The following is a 20,447-nucleotide window of genomic DNA, read 5'->3' on the forward strand; positions in this document are numbered from 1 at the left end:
CGGTGCCGCCCCCGGGCGCAGAGGCGCTCGCCTCGCGCGACCGTCCCCGAAATGCCGGCAAATGGGGCTGATGAGCGCACATATGAGGGCGCTGGGGACCGGCAAAGGCCCGGAGCCGACGACGCCGCGCCCCCAGGCTGATACCGCGACAACGATATGCTCGCGGGGCGTCTGCGATCGGAGGTGAGTGCAGGTGATGGACGGAGTGGCGGTGACGCCGCAGCAGCCGTCGGGTGCGGATCCCGGCCGGGTCGCGCCGCGGACCACGCGCCGGCGCGCGCTGCTGACCGTGGTGGCTGTCCTGACGGCGGCCGGCGTGCTCGTCGGCGCGCTGTGGGCGTGGATTGCTCCGGCTGTCCACGCCGTGGTGGCCGTCACCCGCAAGGGCGAGCGGGTGCACGAATACCTGGGCGGCCTGGACGGTGAGCCGCGGAACTTCTTCATCGCGCCGATGCTCTTGGTGAGTTTGCTGGGGGTCGTCGCGGTAGTGGCCGCGGTGGCGGCGTGGCAGTGGCGCGACCATCGCGGTCCGCAGATGGTCGCCGCGCTGTGCCTCGGACTGGTCGGCGCGGCCGCGGTCGCTGCCGGGGTCGGGGCGCTGCTGGTCCACGTGCGTTACGGTGCGTTGGATTTCGACAGTGTTCCGTTGTCGAAGGCCGACCACTCGCTGACCTACGTGACGCAGGCGCCCCCGGTGTTCTTCGGCCACTCGGCTGCGCACATCGTGGTCACCCTGCTCTCACCGACCGCGACGGTGGCCCTGGTCTATGCGGTGCTGGCGGCCGGGACGATCCGCGACGACCTGGGCGGCTACCCGCCGCAGCACCGGGTGCACTGGGTTGCGCCGATGCCCCCGGCGGGACCCCCGCCCGCTCCGAAGCCGATGACCCCGCAGGGCCCGCTGACGTAAGAACTAGAGCGGCCGGCGGTGGATCTTGCGGCCGGTGATCACTTTGGCCGCGATCACACCGAGCCGCGCCATGCCGGCATAGGTCATCGGGTTGAACATCGTGGGCCACGTCGTACGCACCAGGTGGTCGGTCAGCGGCCGGTCGGCGAACCGGTCGATCAACCAGCGCAGTGCCATGGGCGCCGACAGCGGGTGTAGGAACATGTGCTCGTTGAACGCATCCCGGTGGTAGGTGACGCTGGCGCCACCGGCGATGTAGGTCTCGGCGAGCTCGTCGATGTCGTCGACGGCGATCAGATAGTCGTGGACGGCCTGCACGATCAGCACCGGCGGGGTGGGGATGGCCGCCCCGAGCTTGATGTTGTCGAAGACGTGCACCACCGCCGGTCTGGACAGTGTCTGTTCCAGCGGTTCGTCGAGGTAGTCGCCCATGTTCTTGTGCGCCATCTTGACGACGGCTTCCACCGTGGTCATCGTCTCCAGCCGGTCGAGCAGGGCACGTCCCTCTTCGCTGGTGTGCTCCTTGATCACCGCGTCCAGACCGGGGTAGGTGTGCGTGAGCGCGGCGACCACCAGGGAGGGCAGACCGGCGAACAGGCCACCGTTGAGCCTGCGGAACGTATTGCCCAGGTTGCCGACGGGGGAGCCCAGGACCGCCCCGACGATGTTCAACTCGGGGGCGTATTCACCGCACATCTCGGCTGCCCACGCGCTGGCCAGCCCGCCGCCGGAGTAACCCCACAGGCCGATCGGCGCCGACGGCGACAAACCGAGCCGCTCGGTGTTCAGCGCCGCGCGCAGCCCGTCCAGGATGCGGTAACCGGGTTCGAACGGCACGCCCCAGGCGCCGCGCAAACCTTCGTGGTCGGGCACCGAAACCGCCCAGCCTTCTGCCACAGCCGCGGTGATCAGCAGCAGCTCGAGTTGACTGATGGATCCGAGCGCCTTCGCCCGCCGCCGCAGCGCATACGACGGAAAGCAGCGCGACGCCACCGCGTCGATGGCGCACTGGTAGGACAGCACCGGCGTCGTCTTGCCGGGCGCCACCTCCGCCGGGACGAGCACCGTGGTCACCGTCGCCTCGGGGTTGCCGTTCAGATCAGTGGTGCGGAAGAGCAACTGGACAGCCGTCATGGACTGCGGGATCAGGCCCATGAAGGCCAGTTCGACGTCGCGCGAACGCAGCACGGTCCCGGGTTCGGCGTGCTGGAAGCCGGGGGGCGGCTGATAGAACGGGTCGTCGGACGGCAGCAGCGGGCGGGTCTTGCGCTGCAACTCCTCGTGCGGAGCGCGGCCGATCCATTCCGCACCCGTTGCGCCTGCCACATTGGCCAGCTCCACCATCAAGGCTCCCTTCGAGGCCGATCGGCTTCGGTGTACGCGTGCCACCGGCCCCGATACCGCGGGATGGGCGCGCCGTCAGCCTGTCGAAGCGCAGCGTTGATGCTCACTCTGCGCCAGTAGCTTCTTAAACAACTCTTAAAGACAGTACAGGCCGGTTACGCCGATCCGAAGTCAGCACGCCGTGGTGCCCGTCACAAGGCTGCTCAGCCGGGCGGCCGCAGCGCGGCGAACTCGTCGGTGACCCGCAGCCGGGAGTCGGTGAATCGGTACAGCGCCGCTGGGCGGCCGCCGCTGCGTCCGGACTGGGCGATGGTGCCGGTCTGGGTGATGACCTTACGGCGGGCCAGCACCCGCTGCAGGTTGGTCGCATCGACCTGATGGCCCAGGGCGGCACCGTAGATATCGCGCAAGGTGGACAACGCGAATTCCTTCGGCGCCAGGGCAAATCCGATGTTCGTGTACGACATCTTGGCCACCAGTCGGGTGCGGGCGTGCGCCACCATCGGGCCGTGGTCGAACGCCATCTCCGGTAACGAGTTGACCGGGTGCCAGCGGGTGTCGGGCGGCAGTTCCGGCGTGGCAGGGGAGGGCACCAGACCCAGGAAGGTGGAGGCGATCATCCGGGTGCCCGGCACGCGCTCGGGGTCGGAGAACACGGCCAGTTGTTCCAGGTGCGAGATTTCGCGCAGATCCACTTTCTCGGCGAGTTGGCGACGAACCGAGGTGGTCATGTCCTCGTCGTTGCGCAACCGGCCGCCGGGCAGTGACCACGCACCCTGTTGCGGTTCCTGTGCGCGCTGCCACAGCAGGACGTTCAACTGCGGTTTTTGTGCCTGTAACCCCTTTGCAGTGCTGCCGGCACCCAGTGAAACCTGGAACACGACGGCAAGCACTTCGTGTGCGGTGCTACCATGAGGCATGTTTTCGATTATAAGTCGAAAACCTCCGGGTGCGAAAGGAGCCCCCATGACGGTCTTGAATCGCATGGACATCGCCGATGAGCTGGCAGCCCGCATCGTCAGCACGGCGACCGGCTACACCGGGATCGAGGGCGACGCGCAGTGGGCTGCCGAGATCCGCCGCCTGGCGCGGCTGCGCGGTGCGACCGTCCTGGCCCACAACTACCAGCTGCCGGCGATCCAGGACGTCGCCGACCACGTGGGGGACTCGCTGGCCCTGTCCCGCATCGCGGCCGACGCGCCTGAGGACACCATCGTGTTCTGCGGGGTGCACTTCATGGCCGAGACCGCCAAGATCCTGAGCCCGGCCAAGACGGTACTCATCCCGGATCAGCGCGCCGGGTGCTCGCTGGCCGATTCGATCACCGCCGACGAACTGCGCGCCTGGAAAGCCGACCATCCCGGGGCGGTCGTGGTCTCCTATGTCAACACCACCGCAGAGGTCAAGGCCCTCACCGACATCTGCTGCACGTCGTCCAACGCGGTCGAGGTGGTGGCCTCCATCGACCCCGACCGCGAAGTGCTGTTCTGCCCCGACCAGTTCCTGGGCGCCCACGTGCGCCGGGTGACGGGTCGGGAGAACCTGCATGTGTGGGCCGGCGAATGCCACGTGCACGCCGGGATCAACGGTGACGAGCTCACCGAGCAGGCCCGCGCCAACCCGGACGCGGAGCTGTTCGTTCATCCCGAGTGTGGTTGCGCCACTTCGGCTTTGTATCTGGCCGGGGAAGGAGCTTTCCCGGCCGACCGAGTCAAGATCCTATCCACCGGCGGAATGCTGGACGCCGCCCACCAGACCCACGCCCGCAAGGTGCTGGTGGCCACCGAGGTCGGCATGTTGCACCAACTACGCAGGGCCGCACCGGAAGTCGAGTTCCAGGCGGTCAACGACCGCGCGTCGTGCAAGTACATGAAGATGATCACCCCGGCCGCACTGTTGCGCTGCCTGCTGGACGGCGCCGACGAAGTCCACGTCGACCCGGACATCGCGGCGGCGGGGCGCCGCAGCGTGCAGCGGATGATCGCGATCGGCCAGCCGGGCGGTGGCGAATGACGACTGGCCCGGTCTGGCAGGACTCCGCCGACGTCGTGGTGATCGGCATGGGCGTCGCGGGACTGGCCGCCGGGCTGGCCGCGCACCGCGCGGGAGGCCGCGTCGTGGTCCTCAACAAAGCGACGCAGACGCGGGCGGTGACCGCCACCCACTACGCCCAGGGCGGCATCGCGGTGGTACTGCCGGACAACGACGACTCGGTCGACGCCCACGTCGCCGACACCCTGGCCGCGGGCGCGGGCCTGTGCGACCCTGAGGCGGTGTATTCGATCGTCGCCGACGGCTACCGGGCGGTGACCGAATTGGTCTGCGCGGGAGCACGATTCGACGAGGTGGTGCCGGGCCGGTGGGATGTTACCCGCGAAGGCGGGCACTCGCGACGACGCGTCGTGCATGCCGGCGGGGATGCGACCGGCGCTGAGGTGCAGCGCACCCTCGATCATGCGGCCCGCCTGCTGGACATCCGCAACGGCCACGTCGCACTGCGGGTGCTGCACGACGGTGACGCGGTCACCGGGGTGCTGGTCGGGCGTGCCGATGGTTGCGGCATCATCCATGCGCCGTCGGTGATATTGGCCACCGGTGGCCTCGGGCATCTCTACAGCGCGACCACCAACCCGGTCGGTTCCACCGGTGACGGCATCGCATTGGCATTGTGGGCCGGCGCGGCGATCGCCGACCTCGAATTCATCCAATTCCACCCGACGATGCTCTACACCCCCGACGGCGGGGGCCGGCGACCGCTGATCACCGAGGCGATCCGCGGTGAAGGCGCGAAACTGATTGACAAACAAGGCAATTCGATCACCGCCGGTATCCACCCGATGGGCGACCTGGCCCCGCGCGACGTCGTCGCCGCGGCCATCGACGCGCGGCTGAAAGCCACCGGCGAGCCGTGCGCCTACCTCGATGCCCGAGCCATCGCCGGCTTCCCGGCACGGTTCCCGACGGTCACCGCCGCGTGCCGCGCGGCCGGCATCGACCCGGTGCGCCAACCCATCCCGATCATTCCGGGCGCACACTACAGCTGCGGCGGCGTCGTCACCGACGTCTACGGCCGGACCGAACTGCCCGGATTGTTCGCCGCCGGGGAAGTGGCGCGCACCGGCATGCACGGCGCCAACCGGTTGGCCTCCAACAGCCTGCTGGAAGGTCTGGTGGTCGGCGCACGGGCCGGCACTGCCGCCGTCGCACACGCGGCGGCAGCGGGGCATCCGCGCGCGAAGCTGCCCGCACCGATCGTCCACACCGCGCCCGAGCGCGCCGACCTGCAGCAGGCGATGAGCCGGGATGCCTCGGTGGTCCGCGACGCCCCCGGGCTGCAGGCGCTGGCCGGGAAGCTGGGCGCCGCACCGGTCCGGGATGTGACAGACCGGCGCGGCGCCGAGGACGTCGCCCTGGCGCTGGCCGCCCGGACGGTCACCGCCGCCGCGCTGGCCCGCGCCGAAAGCCGCGGATGCCACCACCGCGCCGAACATCCGTCGGCCGCCACCGAGACCGGGCGCAGCATTCTGGTCCGGCTGGCCTTCGACGGCGAGCAGCCGACCGATTCTGTCCAGGTCGAAGCGTTGGCGGCGGTGGGCTGATGATGCTGGACGACGCCGAGCTGATCGACGCTCGGGAGACCATCCGACGGGGCCTGGTCGAAGACCTGCGTTACGGCCCGGACACCACCACGTTGGCCACCGTGCCGGCGAACGACGTGGCCACCGCGTCGATGGTGCCCCGGGAGCCCGGCGTGGTCGCCGGGGTGGACGTGGCGCTGCTGGTGCTCGACGAGGTGATCGGCAGCCGCGGGTACCAGGTGCTGCACCGGGTGGAGGACGGGGCGAAAGTCAACGCGGGCGAGCCGTTTCTGACGGTGCGGGCCGAGACGCGGGGACTGCTGACCGCCGAACGGACCATGCTGAACCTGGTCTGTCACCTGTCCGGGATCGCATCGGTGACGGCAGCGTGGGTGGAGGCCGTCAGCGGCACCAAGGCCAAGATTCGCGACACCCGCAAGACCCTGCCGGGTCTACGGGCGTTGCAGAAGTACGCGGTGCGCGTCGGCGGCGGCGTCAATCACCGGCTCGGTCTGGGCGATGCGGCGCTGATCAAGGACAACCACGTCGCAGCGGCCGGATCGGTGGTGGAGGCGTTGCGCGCCGTGCGGGCCGCCGCACCCGAGATGTGCTGCGAGGTCGAAGTGGATTCCCTCGAGCAACTCGACGAGGTGCTGCCCGAGAAGCCCGAGCTGATCCTGCTGGACAACTTCCCGGTGTGGCAGACGCAGACGGCGGTGCAGCGTCGCGACGCCCGCGCGCCAGAGGTTCTCCTCGAATCCTCCGGTGGGCTCAGCCTGGAGACGGCCGCGACGTACGCCGGCACAGGCGTGGATTACCTCGCCGTCGGGGCGTTGACGCATTCGGTGCGCGTGCTGGACGTCGGCCTGGACATGTAGCGCCGGGCATGGGCTTCAGCGCATGAGGTGACCGGGCAAGGATGGTGCGATGCGGCAATTGACACATGCGGAGCCCGGGCACTACGCGTGGCGCGAGGTCGCCGACCCGGTGCTGGCAGCGCCCGGACAGGCCTTGGTACGTCCGCTGGCCGTCGCCTGCTGCGACCTCGACGTCGCTGTCTGCGCTGGTCGGCTCCCGCTTCCGCCGGGTTACGCGGTGGGTCATGAAGGCGTGGCCGAGGTCGTCGCGGTGGGCGCGGAGGTGTCCAGCGTGCGAGTCGGGGACCGGGTGGTGGTCCCTTTTCAGATCAGCTGCGGCACCTGTCGGGAGTGTCGCCGCGGGGCGACCGGCTCCTGCGGTTCGCTGCCGCTGATGGCGATGTACGGGATGGGACCGATCGCCGGCCTGGACGGTGGCGGGTTCATGTCGGATCTGGTGTTGGTGCCCTACGCCGATGCGATGCTGATCCCGGTTCCGGCCGGGGTCGATCCGGTGGCCGTCGCCTCGCTGTCGGACAACATTCCCGACGGCTGGCGCACAGTCGGTCCCTTCGCCAGCGAACTAGCCCTGCTGGACCAGGCCGACCGGCGAGTGCTGGTGGTCGGCCGGTTGTCCATCGGGTTGTATGCGGTGGCGTTCGCTTCAGCGCTCGGCGCCCAGGTGGACTACGTCGACACCGACCCGCAGCGGTTGAGCGCGGCACAACAGCTTGGCGCGACTACGCACGACCGGCCGAAACCGGCCAAAGAGTGGGATCCCTATCCGGTGACGGTGAACACCTCGGCCGATCCGGAGCTACTTGCCGCTACGTTGCGCGCGACGTGGGCGGACGGCGTGTGCACCGACACCGGCATCTATCACCAGAACGTCGAGATGGCGCTGCTGCACCTGTATACCCGGGGCGTCAGGTTCGTCACCGGCCGGGTCAATGCGCGCGCGGCCATCCCGTCCGTGCTCGGGCTGATCGCCGACGGATGTGATCTGTCGGCGGCCGTCGACCGCGTGGTGCCGTGGGAAGAAGCCGCTGCCGCGTGGCCCACCATGACCGGCAAGACGGTCTTCACCAGGATTTGACTCGCGGCCTTCGGCACTTGCGGCTCAGGCGACGTCGCCGACCAGGACCGCCATCCGGCGCAGTTGCAGTCGCGCCAACCAGGGCAGCCCGGCCGCCTCGGAACCGGCGGGCAGGATCCGGGGATTGGTGATGTGCACCACCCGACGGGTGTAATGCACGTCGGCTTCACCGGCGGCCAGCACGTTCTTCGCCCAGTCGGTCTTGCCGTGACCCAGCGCGACCGCCAACAGACCGCCTTTGCGGTAGGTGGTAACGATGGTCCGGTACGGCTTGCCGGACTTGCGTCCGCGGTGCTCGATCGTCGCCGTGCCGGGCAGGTAGCGGACGATCGGTTTGAGCGCCGGGTTGAGGTATCTGACTTGGAGGTTCTCGAACCACACCGGGTAGATCATCGGGACGCCGGGGGCGTTGTTGGGGTGTTGATCCCGACCGGGCATAGCTGGCTCCCTCCGCTACCGGGCCTGACTTCCACCGGGCACACTACCGGTGGAATATCGATGTGAGCTGCTCTGGGACAATGGTGGGCGTGACGACTACACCGACCGGCGAGCCTGCGCTGCTGTCCCGTATCGATCTGCGGGGTGTGGAGCTGACGGCCGCGCGGCTGCGGGCCGAGCTGCCGCGCGCCGGGGTGGACGTCGAATCGGTGCTGGACCGGGTGCGCCCGATCGTGCAGGCGGTCGCTGAGCGTGGTGTCGAGGCGGCCCTGGAGTACGCCGAGCAGTTCGACGGCGTGCGACCTGCGGCGGTCCGGGTACCCGAAGGTGCGCTGGAGGCCGCGATCGTCGGACTCGACGACGATGTGCGCGACGCGTTGCAGGTGATGATCGAGCGGGCGCGTGCCGTGCACGCCGACCAGCGCCGCACCGACACCACCACCACATTGGGTCCGGGCGCGACGGTCACCGAACGCTGGGTCCCCGTGGAGCGGGTCGGCTTGTACGTGCCCGGCGGAAACGCGGTCTACCCGTCCAGCGTGGTGATGAACGTGGTGCCGGCGCAGGCGGCCGGGGTCGACTCGCTGGTGATCGCCAGCCCGCCCCAGGCGGAGTTCGGCGGGCTGCCCCACCCGACCATCCTGGCTGCGGCCGGGCTGCTGGGTGTCGAAGAGGTGTGGGCGGTCGGCGGGGCGCAGGCCGTGGCGTTGCTGGCGTACGGCGGCCTCGACACGGGTGGACCGGAGCTCGTTCCGGTCGACATGATCACCGGTCCCGGCAACATCTATGTCACCGCCGCCAAACGGTTGTGCCGGTCCCTGGTCGGAATCGACGCCGAGGCCGGGCCCACCGAAATCGCGATCCTGGCCGACCAGACGGCCAACCCGGTGCACGTCGCCGCTGATCTGATCAGCCAGGCCGAACACGACGAGATGGCCGCCAGCGTGCTGGTCACGCCCAGCGTCGAACTGGCCGACGCCACCGACGCCGCACTGGCCAACCAGCTGCAGACCACCGTGCACCGGCAACGCGTCGAGGCGGCGCTGTCCGGGCCGCAGTCGAAGATCATCCTGACCGACGACCTCGACGCCGCCGTCCAGGTCGTGAATGCCTACGCCGCCGAGCATTTGGAGATCCAGACCGCCGACGCAACGGCAGTGGCAAGCCGAATCCGTTCCGCCGGAGCGATTTTCGTCGGGCCTTATGCCCCGGTCAGTCTCGGTGACTACTGCGCGGGGTCCAATCACGTGCTGCCCACCGCGGGTTCGGCACGGCACTCCAGCGGCCTGTCGGTGCAGACCTTCCTGCGCGGCATTCACGTCGTCGACTACACCGAATCAGCTCTGAAGGATGTTGCCGGGCACGTGGTCGCGCTGGCCCAGGCCGAGGATCTGCCCGCCCACGGCGAGGCCGTCCGGCGACGGTTCGAGTCATGAAGCCGACCCTGGACGACTTGCCGCTGCGCGCTGACCTGCGCGGCAAAATTCCCTACGGCGCACCGCAATTGGAGGTACCGGTACGGCTGAACACCAACGAGAACCCGCACCCCCCCACCCGGGCGCTGGTCGATGACGTCGTAGCATCGGTGCGTGCAGCGGCCGCCGATCTGCACCGGTATCCCGACCGCGACGCGGTGGCGCTGCGCACCGATTTGGCCGCCTACCTCAGCGCCCAGGTCGGTATTCCGGTCGGCCCCGAAAGCGTCTGGGCGGCAAACGGATCCAACGAGATCCTGCAGCAGCTGCTGCAGGCCTTCGGCGGCCCCGGGCGCAGCGCGATCGGATTCGTGCCGTCGTACTCGATGCATCCCATCATCTCCGACGCCACCCGCACCGAATGGCTGGAAACCGCCCGCGCCGACGACTTCAGCCTCGATATCGAAGCCGCCGTCGCCGCGGTCACCGACCGCCGACCCGATGTGGTGTTCATCGCCAGCCCCAATAATCCGTCCGGACAGAGCATCACACTGCCGCAACTGCGCCGGCTGCTCGATGCGGTGCCCGGGATCCTGATCGTCGACGAAGCCTATGGCGAGTTCTCCGCGCAGCCCAGCGCGGTGACGCTGGTCGAGCAGTACCCGACCAAACTCGTCGTCACCCGCACCATGAGCAAGGCATTCGCCTTCGCCGGCGGCCGGCTGGGTTACCTGGTGGCCACACCCGCCCTGGTTGAGGCCATGCTGCTGGTGCGCCTGCCGTATCACCTGTCCTCGGTCACCCAGGCCGCCGCGCGGGCCGCCCTGCGGCACGCCGATGACACCCTGGGCAGCGTCGCCGCCCTGATCGCCGAACGCGAGCGGGTGTCGACCGCGTTGGCCGGCATGGGTTTTCGGGTGATCCCCAGTGACGCCAATTTCGTGCTGTTCGGTGAATTCGCCGACGCGCCGGCCGCGTGGCAGCATTACCTGGATTCCGGCGTGCTGATCCGCGACGTCGGCATCCCGGGTTATCTGCGCGCCACCACGGGGCTGGCCCACGAGAACGACGCCTTCCTGGCGGCGAGCGCCCGGATCGCCGCCACCGAACTGGCCCCGGCCCCGCAGCCTTGTATAGGAGCATCGTGACAGTCCACGAACCTCGGCGCGCGCGTATCGAACGCCGCACCAAAGAGTCCGACATCGTCATCGAGCTCGACCTAGACGGCACCGGCCAGGTCGACATCGACACCGGCGTCCCGTACTTCGACCACATGCTGACCGCACTGGGCAGCCACGCCAGCTTCGACCTGACCGTGCGCACCAAGGGTGACGTCGAGATCGAGGCGCACCACACGGTCGAGGACACCGCGATCGCCCTGGGCCAGGCGCTGGGGGAGGCGTTGGGCGACAAGAAGGGCATCCGCCGGTTCGGTGATGCGTTCATCCCGATGGACGAGACGCTGGCGCACGCGGCTGTCGACGTGTCGGGCCGCCCGTACTGCGTACACACCGGTGAGCCGGATCATCTGCAGCACTTCACGATTGCCGGCAATGCGGTGCCGTACCACACCGTCATCAACCGGCACGTGTTCGAATCGCTGGCCATGAACGCCCGCATCGCGCTGCACGTGCGGGTGCTCTACGGTCGCGACCCGCATCACATCACCGAGGCCGAATATAAGGCGGTGGCCCGCGCGCTGCGTCACGCCGTCGAGTTCGACTCCCGGGTTTCGGGCGTGCCATCTACCAAAGGTGTTCTGTGACAGCGCAAGTCGTTGTTCTCGACTACGGTTCGGGCAACCTCCGGTCGGCTCAGCGGGCGCTGGAGCGCACCGGCGCCCGGGTCGAGGTGACCGCCGACGCCGAGGAAGCGCTGGCCGCCGACGGACTGGTAGTGCCCGGGGTCGGGGCATTCGAAGCCTGCATGGCGGGTCTGCGCAAAGTCGACGGGGAACGCATCATCGCCGAGCGGGTCGCGGCCGGACGCCCGGTACTGGGTATCTGCGTGGGCATGCAGATCCTGTTCGCCCGCGGCGTCGAGTTCGGCGTGGAGACCACGGGTTGCGGGCAGTGGCCCGGCGCGGTGACCCGGCTGGACGCCCCGGTGATCCCCCACATGGGCTGGAACGTCGTGCAGGCCGCGCCCGGCAGCACGCTCTTCAACGGTCTGGCCGAAGACACCCGGTTCTATTTCGTACACTCCTACGCCGCACAGCGGTGGGAAGGATCACCCGCAGCGATGTTGACCTGGGCGACACATCAGGTGCCTTTTCTAGCCGCGGTCGAGGACGGGCCGTTGTCGGCGACCCAGTTCCACCCGGAGAAGAGCGGCGATGCCGGCGCGGCCGTGCTGGGTAACTGGGTCGAGGGGCTGTCGCGATGACGCTGATCCTGTTGCCCGCCGTCGACGTGGTCGAGGGCCGAGCCGTGCGCCTGGTCCAGGGCAAAGCCGGCAGTGAAACCGAATACGGCTCCGCGCTGGATGCCGCGCTGGGCTGGCAGCGCGACGGCACCGACTGGATACATCTGGTCGACCTCGACGCCGCGTTCGGTCGCGGCTCCAACCGGGAGTTGCTCGCCGACGTGGTGGGCAAACTCGATGTGCAGGTGGAGCTATCCGGCGGTATCCGCGACGACGACTCGCTGGCGGCGGCGCTGGCGACCGGTTGCGCGCGGGTCAACCTGGGCACCGCGGCGCTGGAGAACCCGCAGTGGTGTGCGCGGGCGATCGCCGAGCACGGCGAGAAGGTCGCCGTGGGCCTGGATGTTCAGATTGTGGAGGGCGAGCACCGGTTACGCGGACGCGGTTGGGAGACCGACGGTGGCGACCTGTGGGAGGTGCTGGACCGCCTGGACAGCGAAGGATGCTCGCGCTACGTGGTCACCGATGTCACCAAAGACGGAACGCTGGGCGGGCCGAACCTGGAGTTGCTGGCCCGGGTCGCCGAGCGCACCGACGCGCCGGTGATCGCCTCCGGCGGGGTGTCCAGCCTGGACGACCTGCGTGCCATCGCGACCCTGACCGATCGGGGCGTCGAGGGCGCCATCGTGGGCAAAGCCCTCTACGCCGGTCGTTTCACGCTGCCACAGGCGCTCGCCGCGGTAAAGGATTGACTCGCAATGGATCTGGACGCGTTGGTGGTTCAAGCGTCGGCCATCCTCGACGACGCGGTCGAACCGTTCCTGGCCGGCCACCGTGCCGATTCGGCAGTCGCCAAGAAGGGCAATGACTTCGCCACCGAGGTGGATCTGGCGATCGAACGGCAGGTCGTCGACGCGCTGGTCGCGGCCACCGGAATCGAGGTGCACGGCGAGGAGTTCGGCGGCGCGGACTTCGACTCGCCGTGGGTGTGGGTGCTGGACCCGATAGACGGGACGTTCAACTACGCCGCGGGGTCGCCGCTGGCGGGGATTCTGCTGGGGCTGCTGCGCGAGGGTGAGCCGGTGGCGGGGCTGACCTGGTTGCCGTTCACCGGCCAGCGGTATACCGCGGTGGCGGGCGGTCCGCTGCTGCGAAACGGAGTGCCGCGGCCCCCGCTGGCGCACTCCGAACTGGGCGACGCGCTGGTTGCCGCGGGATCCTTCAGCGCCGACTCGCGCGGCCGGTTCCCCGGCCAGTACCGCCTGACCGTGCTGGAGAACCTCAGCCGGGTGTCCTCCCGGTTGCGTATGCACGGCTCCACCGGGCTCGACCTCGCCTACGTCGCCGACGGAATACTCGGCGGGGCAATAAGTTTCGGAAGCCATGTGTGGGATCACGCGGCGGGCGTCGCGCTGGTGCGGGCCGCGGGCGGTGTCGTCACCGACCTGGCCGGCCAACCGTGGACCCCGTCGTCGCGGTCCGCCCTGGCCGCCGCACCGGGTGTGCACGGGGAGATGCTGGAGACCCTGCGCGGCACCGGCGAACCGGAAGACTTCTGATGCCGAGCAGACACAAAAGTCCCCGACACGCCGATGAAAATGGAGCTTTTGCGTCTGCTCGCGAGGGGACAGGTGGCCTCGCGGTGCGGGTAATCCCGTGCCTGGACGTCGACGACGGTCGTGTCGTCAAAGGCGTCAACTTCGAGAACCTCAGGGATGCAGGTGATCCCGTCGAACTGGCGGCCGCCTACGACGCCGAGGGCGCCGACGAACTGACTTTCCTCGACGTGACCGCTTCCTCGTCGGGACGGGCCACGATGCTCGACGTGGTGCGCCGCACCGCCGAGCAGGTGTTCATCCCGCTGACGGTGGGCGGCGGCGTGCGCGCGGTGGCCGACGTCGACATGTTGTTGCGCGCGGGTGCCGACAAGGTGTCAGTCAACACCGCCGCCATCGCCCGGCCCGACCTGCTGGCTGAAATGTCGAGACAGTTCGGCTCGCAGTGCATCGTGTTGTCCGTCGACGCGCGCACGGTGCCGGCCGGATCGGCACCTACGCCGTCGGGTTGGGAGGTCACCACGCATGGCGGGCGCCGCGGCACCGGCATCGATGCCGTGGAGTGGGCGACCCGCGGTGCGGAGTTGGGTGTGGGCGAGATCCTGTTGAACTCGATGGACGCCGACGGTACCAAAGCCGGATTCGACCTGCCCATGCTGCGCGCGGTGCGCGCCGCGGTCACCGTGCCGGTGATCGCCAGCGGCGGCGCCGGAGCAGCAGACCACTTTGCACCCGCGGTCGCCGCAGGTGCCGATGCGGTGTTGGCGGCCAGCGTCTTTCACTTCCGGGAGTTGACCATCGGCCAGGTGAAGGCCGCGATGGCCGAGCGGGAGATCACGGTGCGATGACCCTGGACCCACGAATCGCCGCGCGGCTCAAGCGCAACGCCGACGGACTGATCGCCGCAGTGGTGCAGGAACGCGGCACCGGCGATGTGTTGATGGTCGCCTGGATGGACGACGACGCGCTGGCCCGAACTCTGAAAACCCGTGAGGCCACCTATTTTTCGCGATCGCGCGGTGAGCAGTGGATCAAGGGCGCGACATCGGGGCACACCCAGCATGTGCACTCGGTGCGTTTGGACTGCGACGGTGACACCGTGCTGTTGACCGTGGACCAGGTGGGCGGCGCGTGCCACACCGGTGACCACACCTGTTTCGACGCCGAAGTGCTGCTGGAATCCGATTAGCGGGAGCCGACGTTCAGGCCCGCGGTGGCCTCGAGTGCAGCCTTGGCCCACTTGCCTTGCGCCACCGCGGGTTTGATGCGCTCCTGACGAATCTCGTCAACATTGATGGCGCCTTTGCTGACCGCCGGTGGGACCTGGAAGGCGAAACTCGCCGATTCGGTGGCGATGGCGAGGATGGCGTCATGGTCCTGGAAGTTGTTGCTGCGCATGATCCGTGCCGCCCACTCATCCGGGGCAACACCACCGAAGTTGCTGACGTACACCACATAGAGCATGGTGCCGCGCTGGGCGTGGAGCTGGTCGAGGGCGACCTCCACCGAGAAATGCTCGCTCTTGTTCAAGACGTGGTTCTCGTCGGTGACCTGGCCGGTCAGATGCGGCACCTGTTTGGCCGCCGTTGGTACCGGACTGCCGGGCGGGGCCGGTGGTCGCGAGGTCACGCTGGTCTGACTGGACGCATCGGCCCCGCGGCTGCCGGGCTTCTCGGTCATCACGAACACACCGAGGATCACCGCAATGCCGACCAGGGTGATGGCCGCCAGCGTCACGATCAACGTCGCGTGCCCGCCGCCGCGCGGGGGCGGGGGCATCATCGGCACCGGCGGGTTCATCGCCATCGGAGGCACCGGCACCAGGCCGGGCGGGGCGCCGAGTGCGGCCGCGAACTCCGTGCACGAGGCAAAGCGTGCCGCCGGGTCCTTGGCCATCGCCCTGACGATGACGCCGTCGAGGTAGGCGAGGTCGGGCCGTCGCGCACCGAGCAACGGCGGCGGCGCGGACAGATGCTGGCTGATGATCACCGCCGAACTGGTGTGGTCGAACGGTGCAACACCGGTGAGCAGCTGGTATGCGGTGCACCCCAGCGCGTACTGGTCGACGCGCCCGTCGAGGTCCAGACCCTGCAGCTGCTCCGGCGAACAGTAGGCAGTGGTGCCCATAGTGATATTCGTGGCGGTCAGATTGCTGCTCGCGCCGAGCTCGCGGGCGATACCGAAATCGGCGAGCACGATCCGTCGTCGTGGTTGGGCGTCACCGAGCAGGATGTTGGCGGGTTTGACGTCGCGGTGCAGCAAGCCGCGGGAATGCGCGTAGTCGAGCGCGTCGGCCACGGCCGAGATGATCTGCACCACCTCCGGCAGCGGCATCCCGTTGGGGTAGTGCTCGTGCAGCAGTCGCGCGGCGTCGGTGCCCTCCACATAGTCCATCGAGAGCCACAGCTGCCCCTGGTATTCGCCGCGATCGTGGATGCCGACGATGTGCTGGTTGTAGAGGCTGGCTGCCAACTCGGCCTCGCGGTTGAAACGCTGGCGGTACTCCGAATTCGAGGTCAGCTCGGCGGGCAGGATCTTCAGCGCGTCACGTCGCGGCAAGCGGGGGTGTTGAGCCAGGTAGACCTGGCCCATGCCGCCGGCGCCCAGCCGTCGCACGATGGTGTATCCGGCGAACAGCTCACCCGCTGTCAAGCCCTCGCCGGGACCGTCGCTTGTCGGCATGTGAGCATGCTACTGAGCGACCCGGCCCGTTCGCCGGGCAATGCCCGCAGCGGTGTGCCCCGTTTCGGCGCGCGGAAGATCGTCGCAGCTCCGCTGGTAGGATCGGGGGCGCCGTGAGTTGCACCGATGCGCGCGTCGATGGGGCGGTGACATGCCTTTCATGGGGTGAAATCTGTTCTGTTCGTCAGTGATTCGAACGAGGCGGACGGTGTTGCGCTGATGCGCAGTGCGCCCCAACGTGATTCCGTGACGTGAGTGGGTCCACCCGGCGGTCTCAGGGCTGATGACGTTCTGCAGCAAGCACTTTGATTGCACTGACGAGAGGATGGTAGATGCGCAGATTGGTGTCCTGGAACGTGCTGACGCCGCTGATCGCCGTCATCTCGCTGGCCCTCACCTGGGGTGAGGATATTGGGCCGCTGCTGGGCGCGGTGGAGGCCGTGTTGCTCGGCGGTGCTGTACTGACCGCCGTCCACCACGCCGAGGTCGTCGCGCACCGGGTCGGTGAGCCGCTGGGGTCGCTGGTGCTCGCGGTCGCGGTGACCGTCATCGAGGTGGCGCTGATCGTCACGCTGATGGCCTCGGGTGGGGACAAAGCGGAGACGCTGGCCCGCGACACCGTCTTCGCGGCGGTGATGATCACCACCAATGGCATCGCCGGCTTGTCGTTACTGGTCGGCTCCCGACGCTACGGCGTGACGACGTTCAACGCCGAGGGCAGCGGTTCGGCGCTGGCCACCATCGCGACACTGGCAACGCTCGGTCTGGTGCTGCCCACGTTCACCACCAGTCATCCCGGCCCGCAGTTCTCCGCCGGCCAACTCGCCTTCGCCGCGGTCGCGTCACTGGCGCTGTATCTGATGTTCGTTTTCACCCAGACCGTGCGGCACCGCGACTTCTTCCTGCCGGTGCGCCAGCAGGGTGCCGACGAGCGTGACGACCACAACGAGCACGCCGATCCGCCGAGCACCAAGGCGGCGCTGGCCAGTCTGGGCCTGCTGCTGGTGGCGCTGGTAGCGGTGGTGGGCCTGGCAAAGGTGGAGTCGCCCATCATCGAGCGGATGGTGGCATCGGCGGGTTTTCCGCATTCCTTCGTCGGCGTGGTGATCGCCACGCTGGTACTGCTGCCGGAAACCCTCGCCGCGGTGCGTGCGGCGGCGCAGGGCCGGCTGCAAATCAGCCTGAACCTGGCCTACGGGTCGGCGATCGCCAGCATCGGGCTCACCATCCCGGCCATCGCGCTGGCATCGATCTGGATCCGTGGGCCGCTGGTGCTGGGACTGGGCGCCACCCAGCTGGTGTTGCTGGCGCTGACCGTCGTGGTGAGCGTGCTGACGGTGGTTCCCGGCCGGGCGACGCGGTTGCAGGCCGAGGTGCATCTGGTGCTGCTGGCCGCGTGCTTCTTCCTCGCGATGAGCCCGTAGCGGCAGGCGTCAGCGGCCGCGCAGCGTCTGCAGCGCTTTGTCGGCGTGACTGTCCATGCTGATCTCACTGGCGATCACGTTGAGCACGGTGCGGTCGGTGTCGATGACGAAGGTGGTGCGCTTGACCGGCATCAGCTTGCCTAGCAGGCCCCGCTTGACGCCGAACTGGGTGGCCACGGCGCCGTCGGCGTCCGACAGCAGCGGGTAGTCGAACCGCTGGGAATCAGCGAACTTGGCCTGCTTCTGCACCTCGTCGGTGCTGATGCCGACGCGGTTGGCGCCGAGTGCGGCGAACTCGGCGGCCAGGTCACGGAAATGGCAGGCCTCCTTCGTGCACCCCGGCGTCATGGCCGCCGGATAGAAGAACAGCACCACCGGCCCGTCGGCGAGCAGCTCGCTGAGCTTGCGCGGCGTACCCGTCTGATCGGGCAGCTCGAAGTCGGCCACGGTGTCACCAATTTTCATGACCGTCACGCTACGCGGGCCGTCGGCCCGGGGTCTGAGCCACCTCATCTGATTGGATGGTTCGGTGCACGCCAACCTCGCAGCCACCACCACTCGGGAGGACTTCCGCGTGCTGGCGGCAGAGCACCGGGTGGTTCCGGTGACTCGCAAAGTCTTGGCCGACAGCGAAACTCCGCTCTCGGCGTACCGCAAACTCGCCGCCAACCGGCCCGGGACCTTCCTGCTCGAATCCGCTGAGAACGGTCGGTCGTGGTCGCGCTGGTCGTTCATCGGTGCCGGCGCGCCCACGGCGTTGACGGTGCGAGACGGGCACGCGGTCTGGCTGGGCGCCGCACCCAAGGACGCGCCCACCGGGGGCGACCCGCTGGATGCGCTGCGCGCCACGCTGGAGGTGTTGGCCACCGCCGCTCTGCCGGGTTTGCCGCCGCTGTCGGGCGGCATGGTCGGCTTCTTCGCCTACGACATGGTGCGCCGGCTGGAGCGCCTGCCGGAGCTGGCCGTCGACGACCTGGGGCTGCCGGACATGCTGCTGCTGCTGGCTACCGACGTCGCCGCCGTCGACCACCACGAAGGCACCATCACCCTGATCGCCAATGCGGTCAACTGGAACGCCACCGACGAGCGGGTGGACGAGGCCTACGACGACGCGGTGGCGCGGCTGGACGTGATGACCGCGGCCCTGGGTCAGCCGTTGCCCTCGACGGTGTCCACTTTCAGCAAGCCCGAACCGCGGTACCGCGCCCAGCGCACGGTCGAGGAGTACAGCGCGATCGTCGAGCACCTGGTGGAGCAGATTGCCGCCGGGGAAGCGTTCCAGGTGGTGCCCTCGCAGCGCTTCGAGGTCGACACCGACGTCGACCCGATCGACGTGTACCGCATGCTGCGGGTCACCAACCCCAGCCCCTACATGTATCTGTTACAGGTCCCCAATAGTGAAGGGGCAGTGGATCTTTCGATCGTCGGATCGAGCCCGGAGGCATTGGTCACCGTGCAGGACGGCCGTGCCACGACACATCCGATTGCCGGCACCCGGTGGCGCGGACAGACCGACGAGGAAGACGTCCTGCTGGAAAAGGAACTGCTGGCCGACGACAAGGAACTCGCCGAACACCTGATGCTGGTCGACTTGGGCCGCAACGACCTGGGCCGGGTCTGCACCCCGGGCACCGTGCGGGTCGAGGACTACAGCCACATCGAGCGCTACAGCCACGTGATGCATTTGGTGTCGACGGTGACCGGGCAGCTGGCTGAGGGTCGGACCGCGCTCGACGCGGTGACGGCGTGTTTCCCGGCCGGCACCCTTTCGGGCGCGCCGAAGGTGCGGGCGATGGAGCTGATCGAGGAAGTCGAAAAGACCCGCCGCGGCCTGTACGGCGGCGTGGTGGGGTACCTCGACTTCGCCGGCAACGCCGACTTCGCGATTGCCATCCGCACCGCGCTGATGCGGCACCGGACGGCATACGTGCAGGCCGGTGGCGGCGTGGTGGCCGACTCCAACGGCGAGTACGAATACAACGAGGCCAGGAACAAGGCCCGGGCGGTGCTCAACGCCATCGCAGCCGCCGGGACGCTGACCGTCCCCGACACGACGCCCGACCCGGGTAGCAGTGACTGAGACCGCCCGCCGCGCCCGGTTGACGACTGGGATCGCCCAACTGCTGCTGGTGGTCGCCGCCGCAGCGCTGTGGGCGGCGTCTCGGCTGACGTGGGTGGTCATCCGTTCATTCGACGGGCTGGGACAGCCCCGCGACGTCGCGCTGACCGGCGCTACCTGGTCGACCGCGCTGCTGCCGTTGGCGATCGTCAACCTGGCCGCCGCGGCCGCGGCACTGGCGGTACGGGGCTGGCAGCTGCGGGCGCTGGCGGCGCTGCTGGCGATATCCAGCTTTGCCATCGGCTATCTCGGCGTCAGCTTGTGGGCGGTTCCGGATGTGGCGGCGCGCGCCGCGGATCTCGCGCACGTACCGGTGGTCACCCTGGTGGGCAGCTCGCGTCACTACACCGGTGCGGTGATCACGGTTCTGACCGCGGTGTGCACGCTGATTGCGGCCGCGTTGTATCTGCGCGCGGCCAAGACCGCCGGCCCGACGCCCGCAGGCGGCACAAAATATCTGGCGCCCGGCGCCCGTCGGTCGATCGCGCGGCGCGACGCCGCGCAGCCCGATGAGACGCCGCTGTCGGAACGCATGATCTGGGACGCCCTCGACGAAGGTCAGGACCCCACCGATCGGCCCGACGGGCCGGACACCGAGGGGCGGTGACGGACCCTGTCCCGACGGTCGCTACCCTTTGTGCACGTCGGCGAAACGTGCTGGCGA

General features: G+C 68.8%; 21 protein-coding genes. 16 read left to right on the forward strand and 5 right to left on the reverse strand.

Annotated elements, in window-relative coordinates:
* Positions 1 to 196 precede the first annotated feature (196 nt).
* The gene (locus AC5Y3Z_RS06160; RefSeq protein WP_463825455.1) at positions 197 to 910 is read left to right on the forward strand and encodes a DUF2567 domain-containing protein; all 714 of its coding nucleotides are present in this window, start codon (positions 197 to 199) and stop codon (positions 908 to 910) included.
* A gap of 3 nt (positions 911 to 913) precedes the next feature.
* On the opposite strand, the gene AC5Y3Z_RS06165 is transcribed toward AC5Y3Z_RS06160, so the two are convergent.
* Both AC5Y3Z_RS06165 and AC5Y3Z_RS06170 read right to left on the reverse strand, forming a co-directional pair.
* Positions 914 to 2,254, reverse strand: a complete 1,341-nt coding sequence (locus AC5Y3Z_RS06165; protein ID WP_463825191.1) for a lipase family protein — start codon at positions 2,252 to 2,254, stop codon at positions 914 to 916.
* A gap of 203 nt (positions 2,255 to 2,457) precedes the next feature.
* Entirely contained in the window at positions 2,458 to 3,174 is a 717-nt protein-coding gene (locus AC5Y3Z_RS06170) for an NUDIX hydrolase (protein ID WP_463825192.1), read from the reverse strand.
* A gap of 46 nt (positions 3,175 to 3,220) precedes the next feature.
* On the opposite strand from AC5Y3Z_RS06170, the gene nadA reads away from it, so the two are divergent.
* Genes nadA through AC5Y3Z_RS06190 form a run of 4 tightly spaced genes read left to right on the forward strand, consistent with a single transcriptional unit; the run spans position 3,221 to position 7,785 of the window.
* Positions 3,221 to 4,267, forward strand: a complete 1,047-nt coding sequence (nadA, locus tag AC5Y3Z_RS06175) for a quinolinate synthase NadA (protein WP_463825193.1) — start codon at positions 3,221 to 3,223, stop codon at positions 4,265 to 4,267.
* Positions 4,264 to 5,853 carry an L-aspartate oxidase gene (locus AC5Y3Z_RS06180; RefSeq protein WP_463825194.1) on the forward strand — a complete coding sequence of 530 codons (1,590 nt, stop codon included), beginning with the start codon at positions 4,264 to 4,266 and terminating at the stop codon, positions 5,851 to 5,853. The genes nadA and AC5Y3Z_RS06180 overlap by 4 nt, the downstream gene beginning before the upstream one ends.
* Positions 5,853 to 6,710 carry a carboxylating nicotinate-nucleotide diphosphorylase gene (gene nadC, locus AC5Y3Z_RS06185; RefSeq protein WP_463825195.1) on the forward strand — a complete coding sequence of 286 codons (858 nt, stop codon included), beginning with the start codon at positions 5,853 to 5,855 and terminating at the stop codon, positions 6,708 to 6,710. The genes AC5Y3Z_RS06180 and nadC overlap by 1 nt, the downstream gene beginning before the upstream one ends.
* A gap of 49 nt (positions 6,711 to 6,759) precedes the next feature.
* Entirely contained in the window at positions 6,760 to 7,785 is a 1,026-nt protein-coding gene (locus tag AC5Y3Z_RS06190) for a zinc-dependent alcohol dehydrogenase (RefSeq protein WP_473139655.1), read from the forward strand.
* Positions 7,786 to 7,809: 24 nt separating this feature from the next.
* On the opposite strand, the gene AC5Y3Z_RS06195 is transcribed toward AC5Y3Z_RS06190, so the two are convergent.
* A complete protein-coding gene (locus tag AC5Y3Z_RS06195) occupies positions 7,810 to 8,223 on the reverse strand; it encodes a nitroreductase family deazaflavin-dependent oxidoreductase (RefSeq protein ID WP_473139656.1) in 414 nt (137 codons plus the stop codon).
* A 119-nt stretch (positions 8,224 to 8,342) separates the two neighbouring features.
* On the opposite strand from AC5Y3Z_RS06195, the gene hisD reads away from it, so the two are divergent.
* The 8 genes from hisD to hisI all read left to right on the forward strand — a co-directional run bounded on the left by hisD (position 8,343) and on the right by hisI (position 14,747).
* A complete protein-coding gene (hisD, locus tag AC5Y3Z_RS06200; RefSeq protein WP_473139676.1) occupies positions 8,343 to 9,659 on the forward strand; it encodes a histidinol dehydrogenase in 1,317 nt (438 codons plus the stop codon).
* The gene (locus AC5Y3Z_RS06205) at positions 9,656 to 10,786 is read left to right on the forward strand and encodes a histidinol-phosphate transaminase (RefSeq protein WP_473139657.1); all 1,131 of its coding nucleotides are present in this window, start codon (positions 9,656 to 9,658) and stop codon (positions 10,784 to 10,786) included. The genes hisD and AC5Y3Z_RS06205 overlap by 4 nt, the downstream gene beginning before the upstream one ends.
* Complete coding sequence (gene hisB / locus AC5Y3Z_RS06210; RefSeq protein ID WP_463825199.1) at positions 10,783 to 11,403, forward strand: imidazoleglycerol-phosphate dehydratase HisB; 621 nt, start codon at positions 10,783 to 10,785, stop codon at positions 11,401 to 11,403. The genes AC5Y3Z_RS06205 and hisB overlap by 4 nt, the downstream gene beginning before the upstream one ends.
* The gene (gene hisH, locus AC5Y3Z_RS06215; protein WP_473139658.1) at positions 11,400 to 12,023 is read left to right on the forward strand and encodes an imidazole glycerol phosphate synthase subunit HisH; all 624 of its coding nucleotides are present in this window, start codon (positions 11,400 to 11,402) and stop codon (positions 12,021 to 12,023) included. The genes hisB and hisH overlap by 4 nt, the downstream gene beginning before the upstream one ends.
* A complete protein-coding gene (gene priA / locus AC5Y3Z_RS06220; RefSeq protein ID WP_463825201.1) occupies positions 12,020 to 12,754 on the forward strand; it encodes a bifunctional 1-(5-phosphoribosyl)-5-((5-phosphoribosylamino)methylideneamino)imidazole-4-carboxamide isomerase/phosphoribosylanthranilate isomerase PriA in 735 nt (244 codons plus the stop codon). The genes hisH and priA overlap by 4 nt, the downstream gene beginning before the upstream one ends.
* A gap of 6 nt (positions 12,755 to 12,760) precedes the next feature.
* Positions 12,761 to 13,561, forward strand: coding sequence for an inositol monophosphatase family protein (locus tag AC5Y3Z_RS06225; RefSeq protein WP_463825202.1), 801 nt, complete (start codon positions 12,761 to 12,763; stop codon positions 13,559 to 13,561).
* Between the two features lie 83 nt (positions 13,562 to 13,644).
* Positions 13,645 to 14,406, forward strand: a complete 762-nt coding sequence (gene hisF, locus AC5Y3Z_RS06230; protein WP_463825203.1) for an imidazole glycerol phosphate synthase subunit HisF — start codon at positions 13,645 to 13,647, stop codon at positions 14,404 to 14,406.
* The gene (gene hisI / locus AC5Y3Z_RS06235; RefSeq protein WP_463825204.1) at positions 14,403 to 14,747 is read left to right on the forward strand and encodes a phosphoribosyl-AMP cyclohydrolase; all 345 of its coding nucleotides are present in this window, start codon (positions 14,403 to 14,405) and stop codon (positions 14,745 to 14,747) included. The genes hisF and hisI overlap by 4 nt, the downstream gene beginning before the upstream one ends.
* Here hisI and AC5Y3Z_RS06240 read toward each other — a convergent pair.
* Complete coding sequence (locus tag AC5Y3Z_RS06240) at positions 14,744 to 16,240, reverse strand: serine/threonine-protein kinase (RefSeq protein WP_463825205.1); 1,497 nt, start codon at positions 16,238 to 16,240, stop codon at positions 14,744 to 14,746. The genes hisI and AC5Y3Z_RS06240 overlap by 4 nt on opposite strands.
* Before the next feature lie 332 nt (positions 16,241 to 16,572).
* On the opposite strand from AC5Y3Z_RS06240, the gene AC5Y3Z_RS06245 reads away from it, so the two are divergent.
* Positions 16,573 to 17,664 (forward strand): calcium:cation antiporter, encoded by a 1,092-nt coding sequence (locus AC5Y3Z_RS06245; RefSeq protein ID WP_463825207.1) that lies wholly within the window; start codon positions 16,573 to 16,575, stop codon positions 17,662 to 17,664.
* 9 nt (positions 17,665 to 17,673) lie between these two features.
* Here the strand turns inward: AC5Y3Z_RS06245 and AC5Y3Z_RS06250 are convergent, their stop codons facing one another.
* A complete protein-coding gene (locus tag AC5Y3Z_RS06250; protein ID WP_463825208.1) occupies positions 17,674 to 18,129 on the reverse strand; it encodes a peroxiredoxin in 456 nt (151 codons plus the stop codon).
* 64 nt (positions 18,130 to 18,193) lie between these two features.
* On the opposite strand from AC5Y3Z_RS06250, the gene AC5Y3Z_RS06255 reads away from it, so the two are divergent.
* Both AC5Y3Z_RS06255 and AC5Y3Z_RS06260 read left to right on the forward strand, forming a co-directional pair.
* Positions 18,194 to 19,744, forward strand: a complete 1,551-nt coding sequence (locus AC5Y3Z_RS06255) for an anthranilate synthase component I (RefSeq protein ID WP_463825209.1) — start codon at positions 18,194 to 18,196, stop codon at positions 19,742 to 19,744.
* The gene (locus AC5Y3Z_RS06260) at positions 19,737 to 20,390 is read left to right on the forward strand and encodes a TIGR02234 family membrane protein (RefSeq protein ID WP_463825210.1); all 654 of its coding nucleotides are present in this window, start codon (positions 19,737 to 19,739) and stop codon (positions 20,388 to 20,390) included. The genes AC5Y3Z_RS06255 and AC5Y3Z_RS06260 overlap by 8 nt, the downstream gene beginning before the upstream one ends.
* Positions 20,391 to 20,447: the final 57 nt, after the last annotated feature.

Source organism: Mycobacterium sp. NGS61, assembly GCF_059812325.1.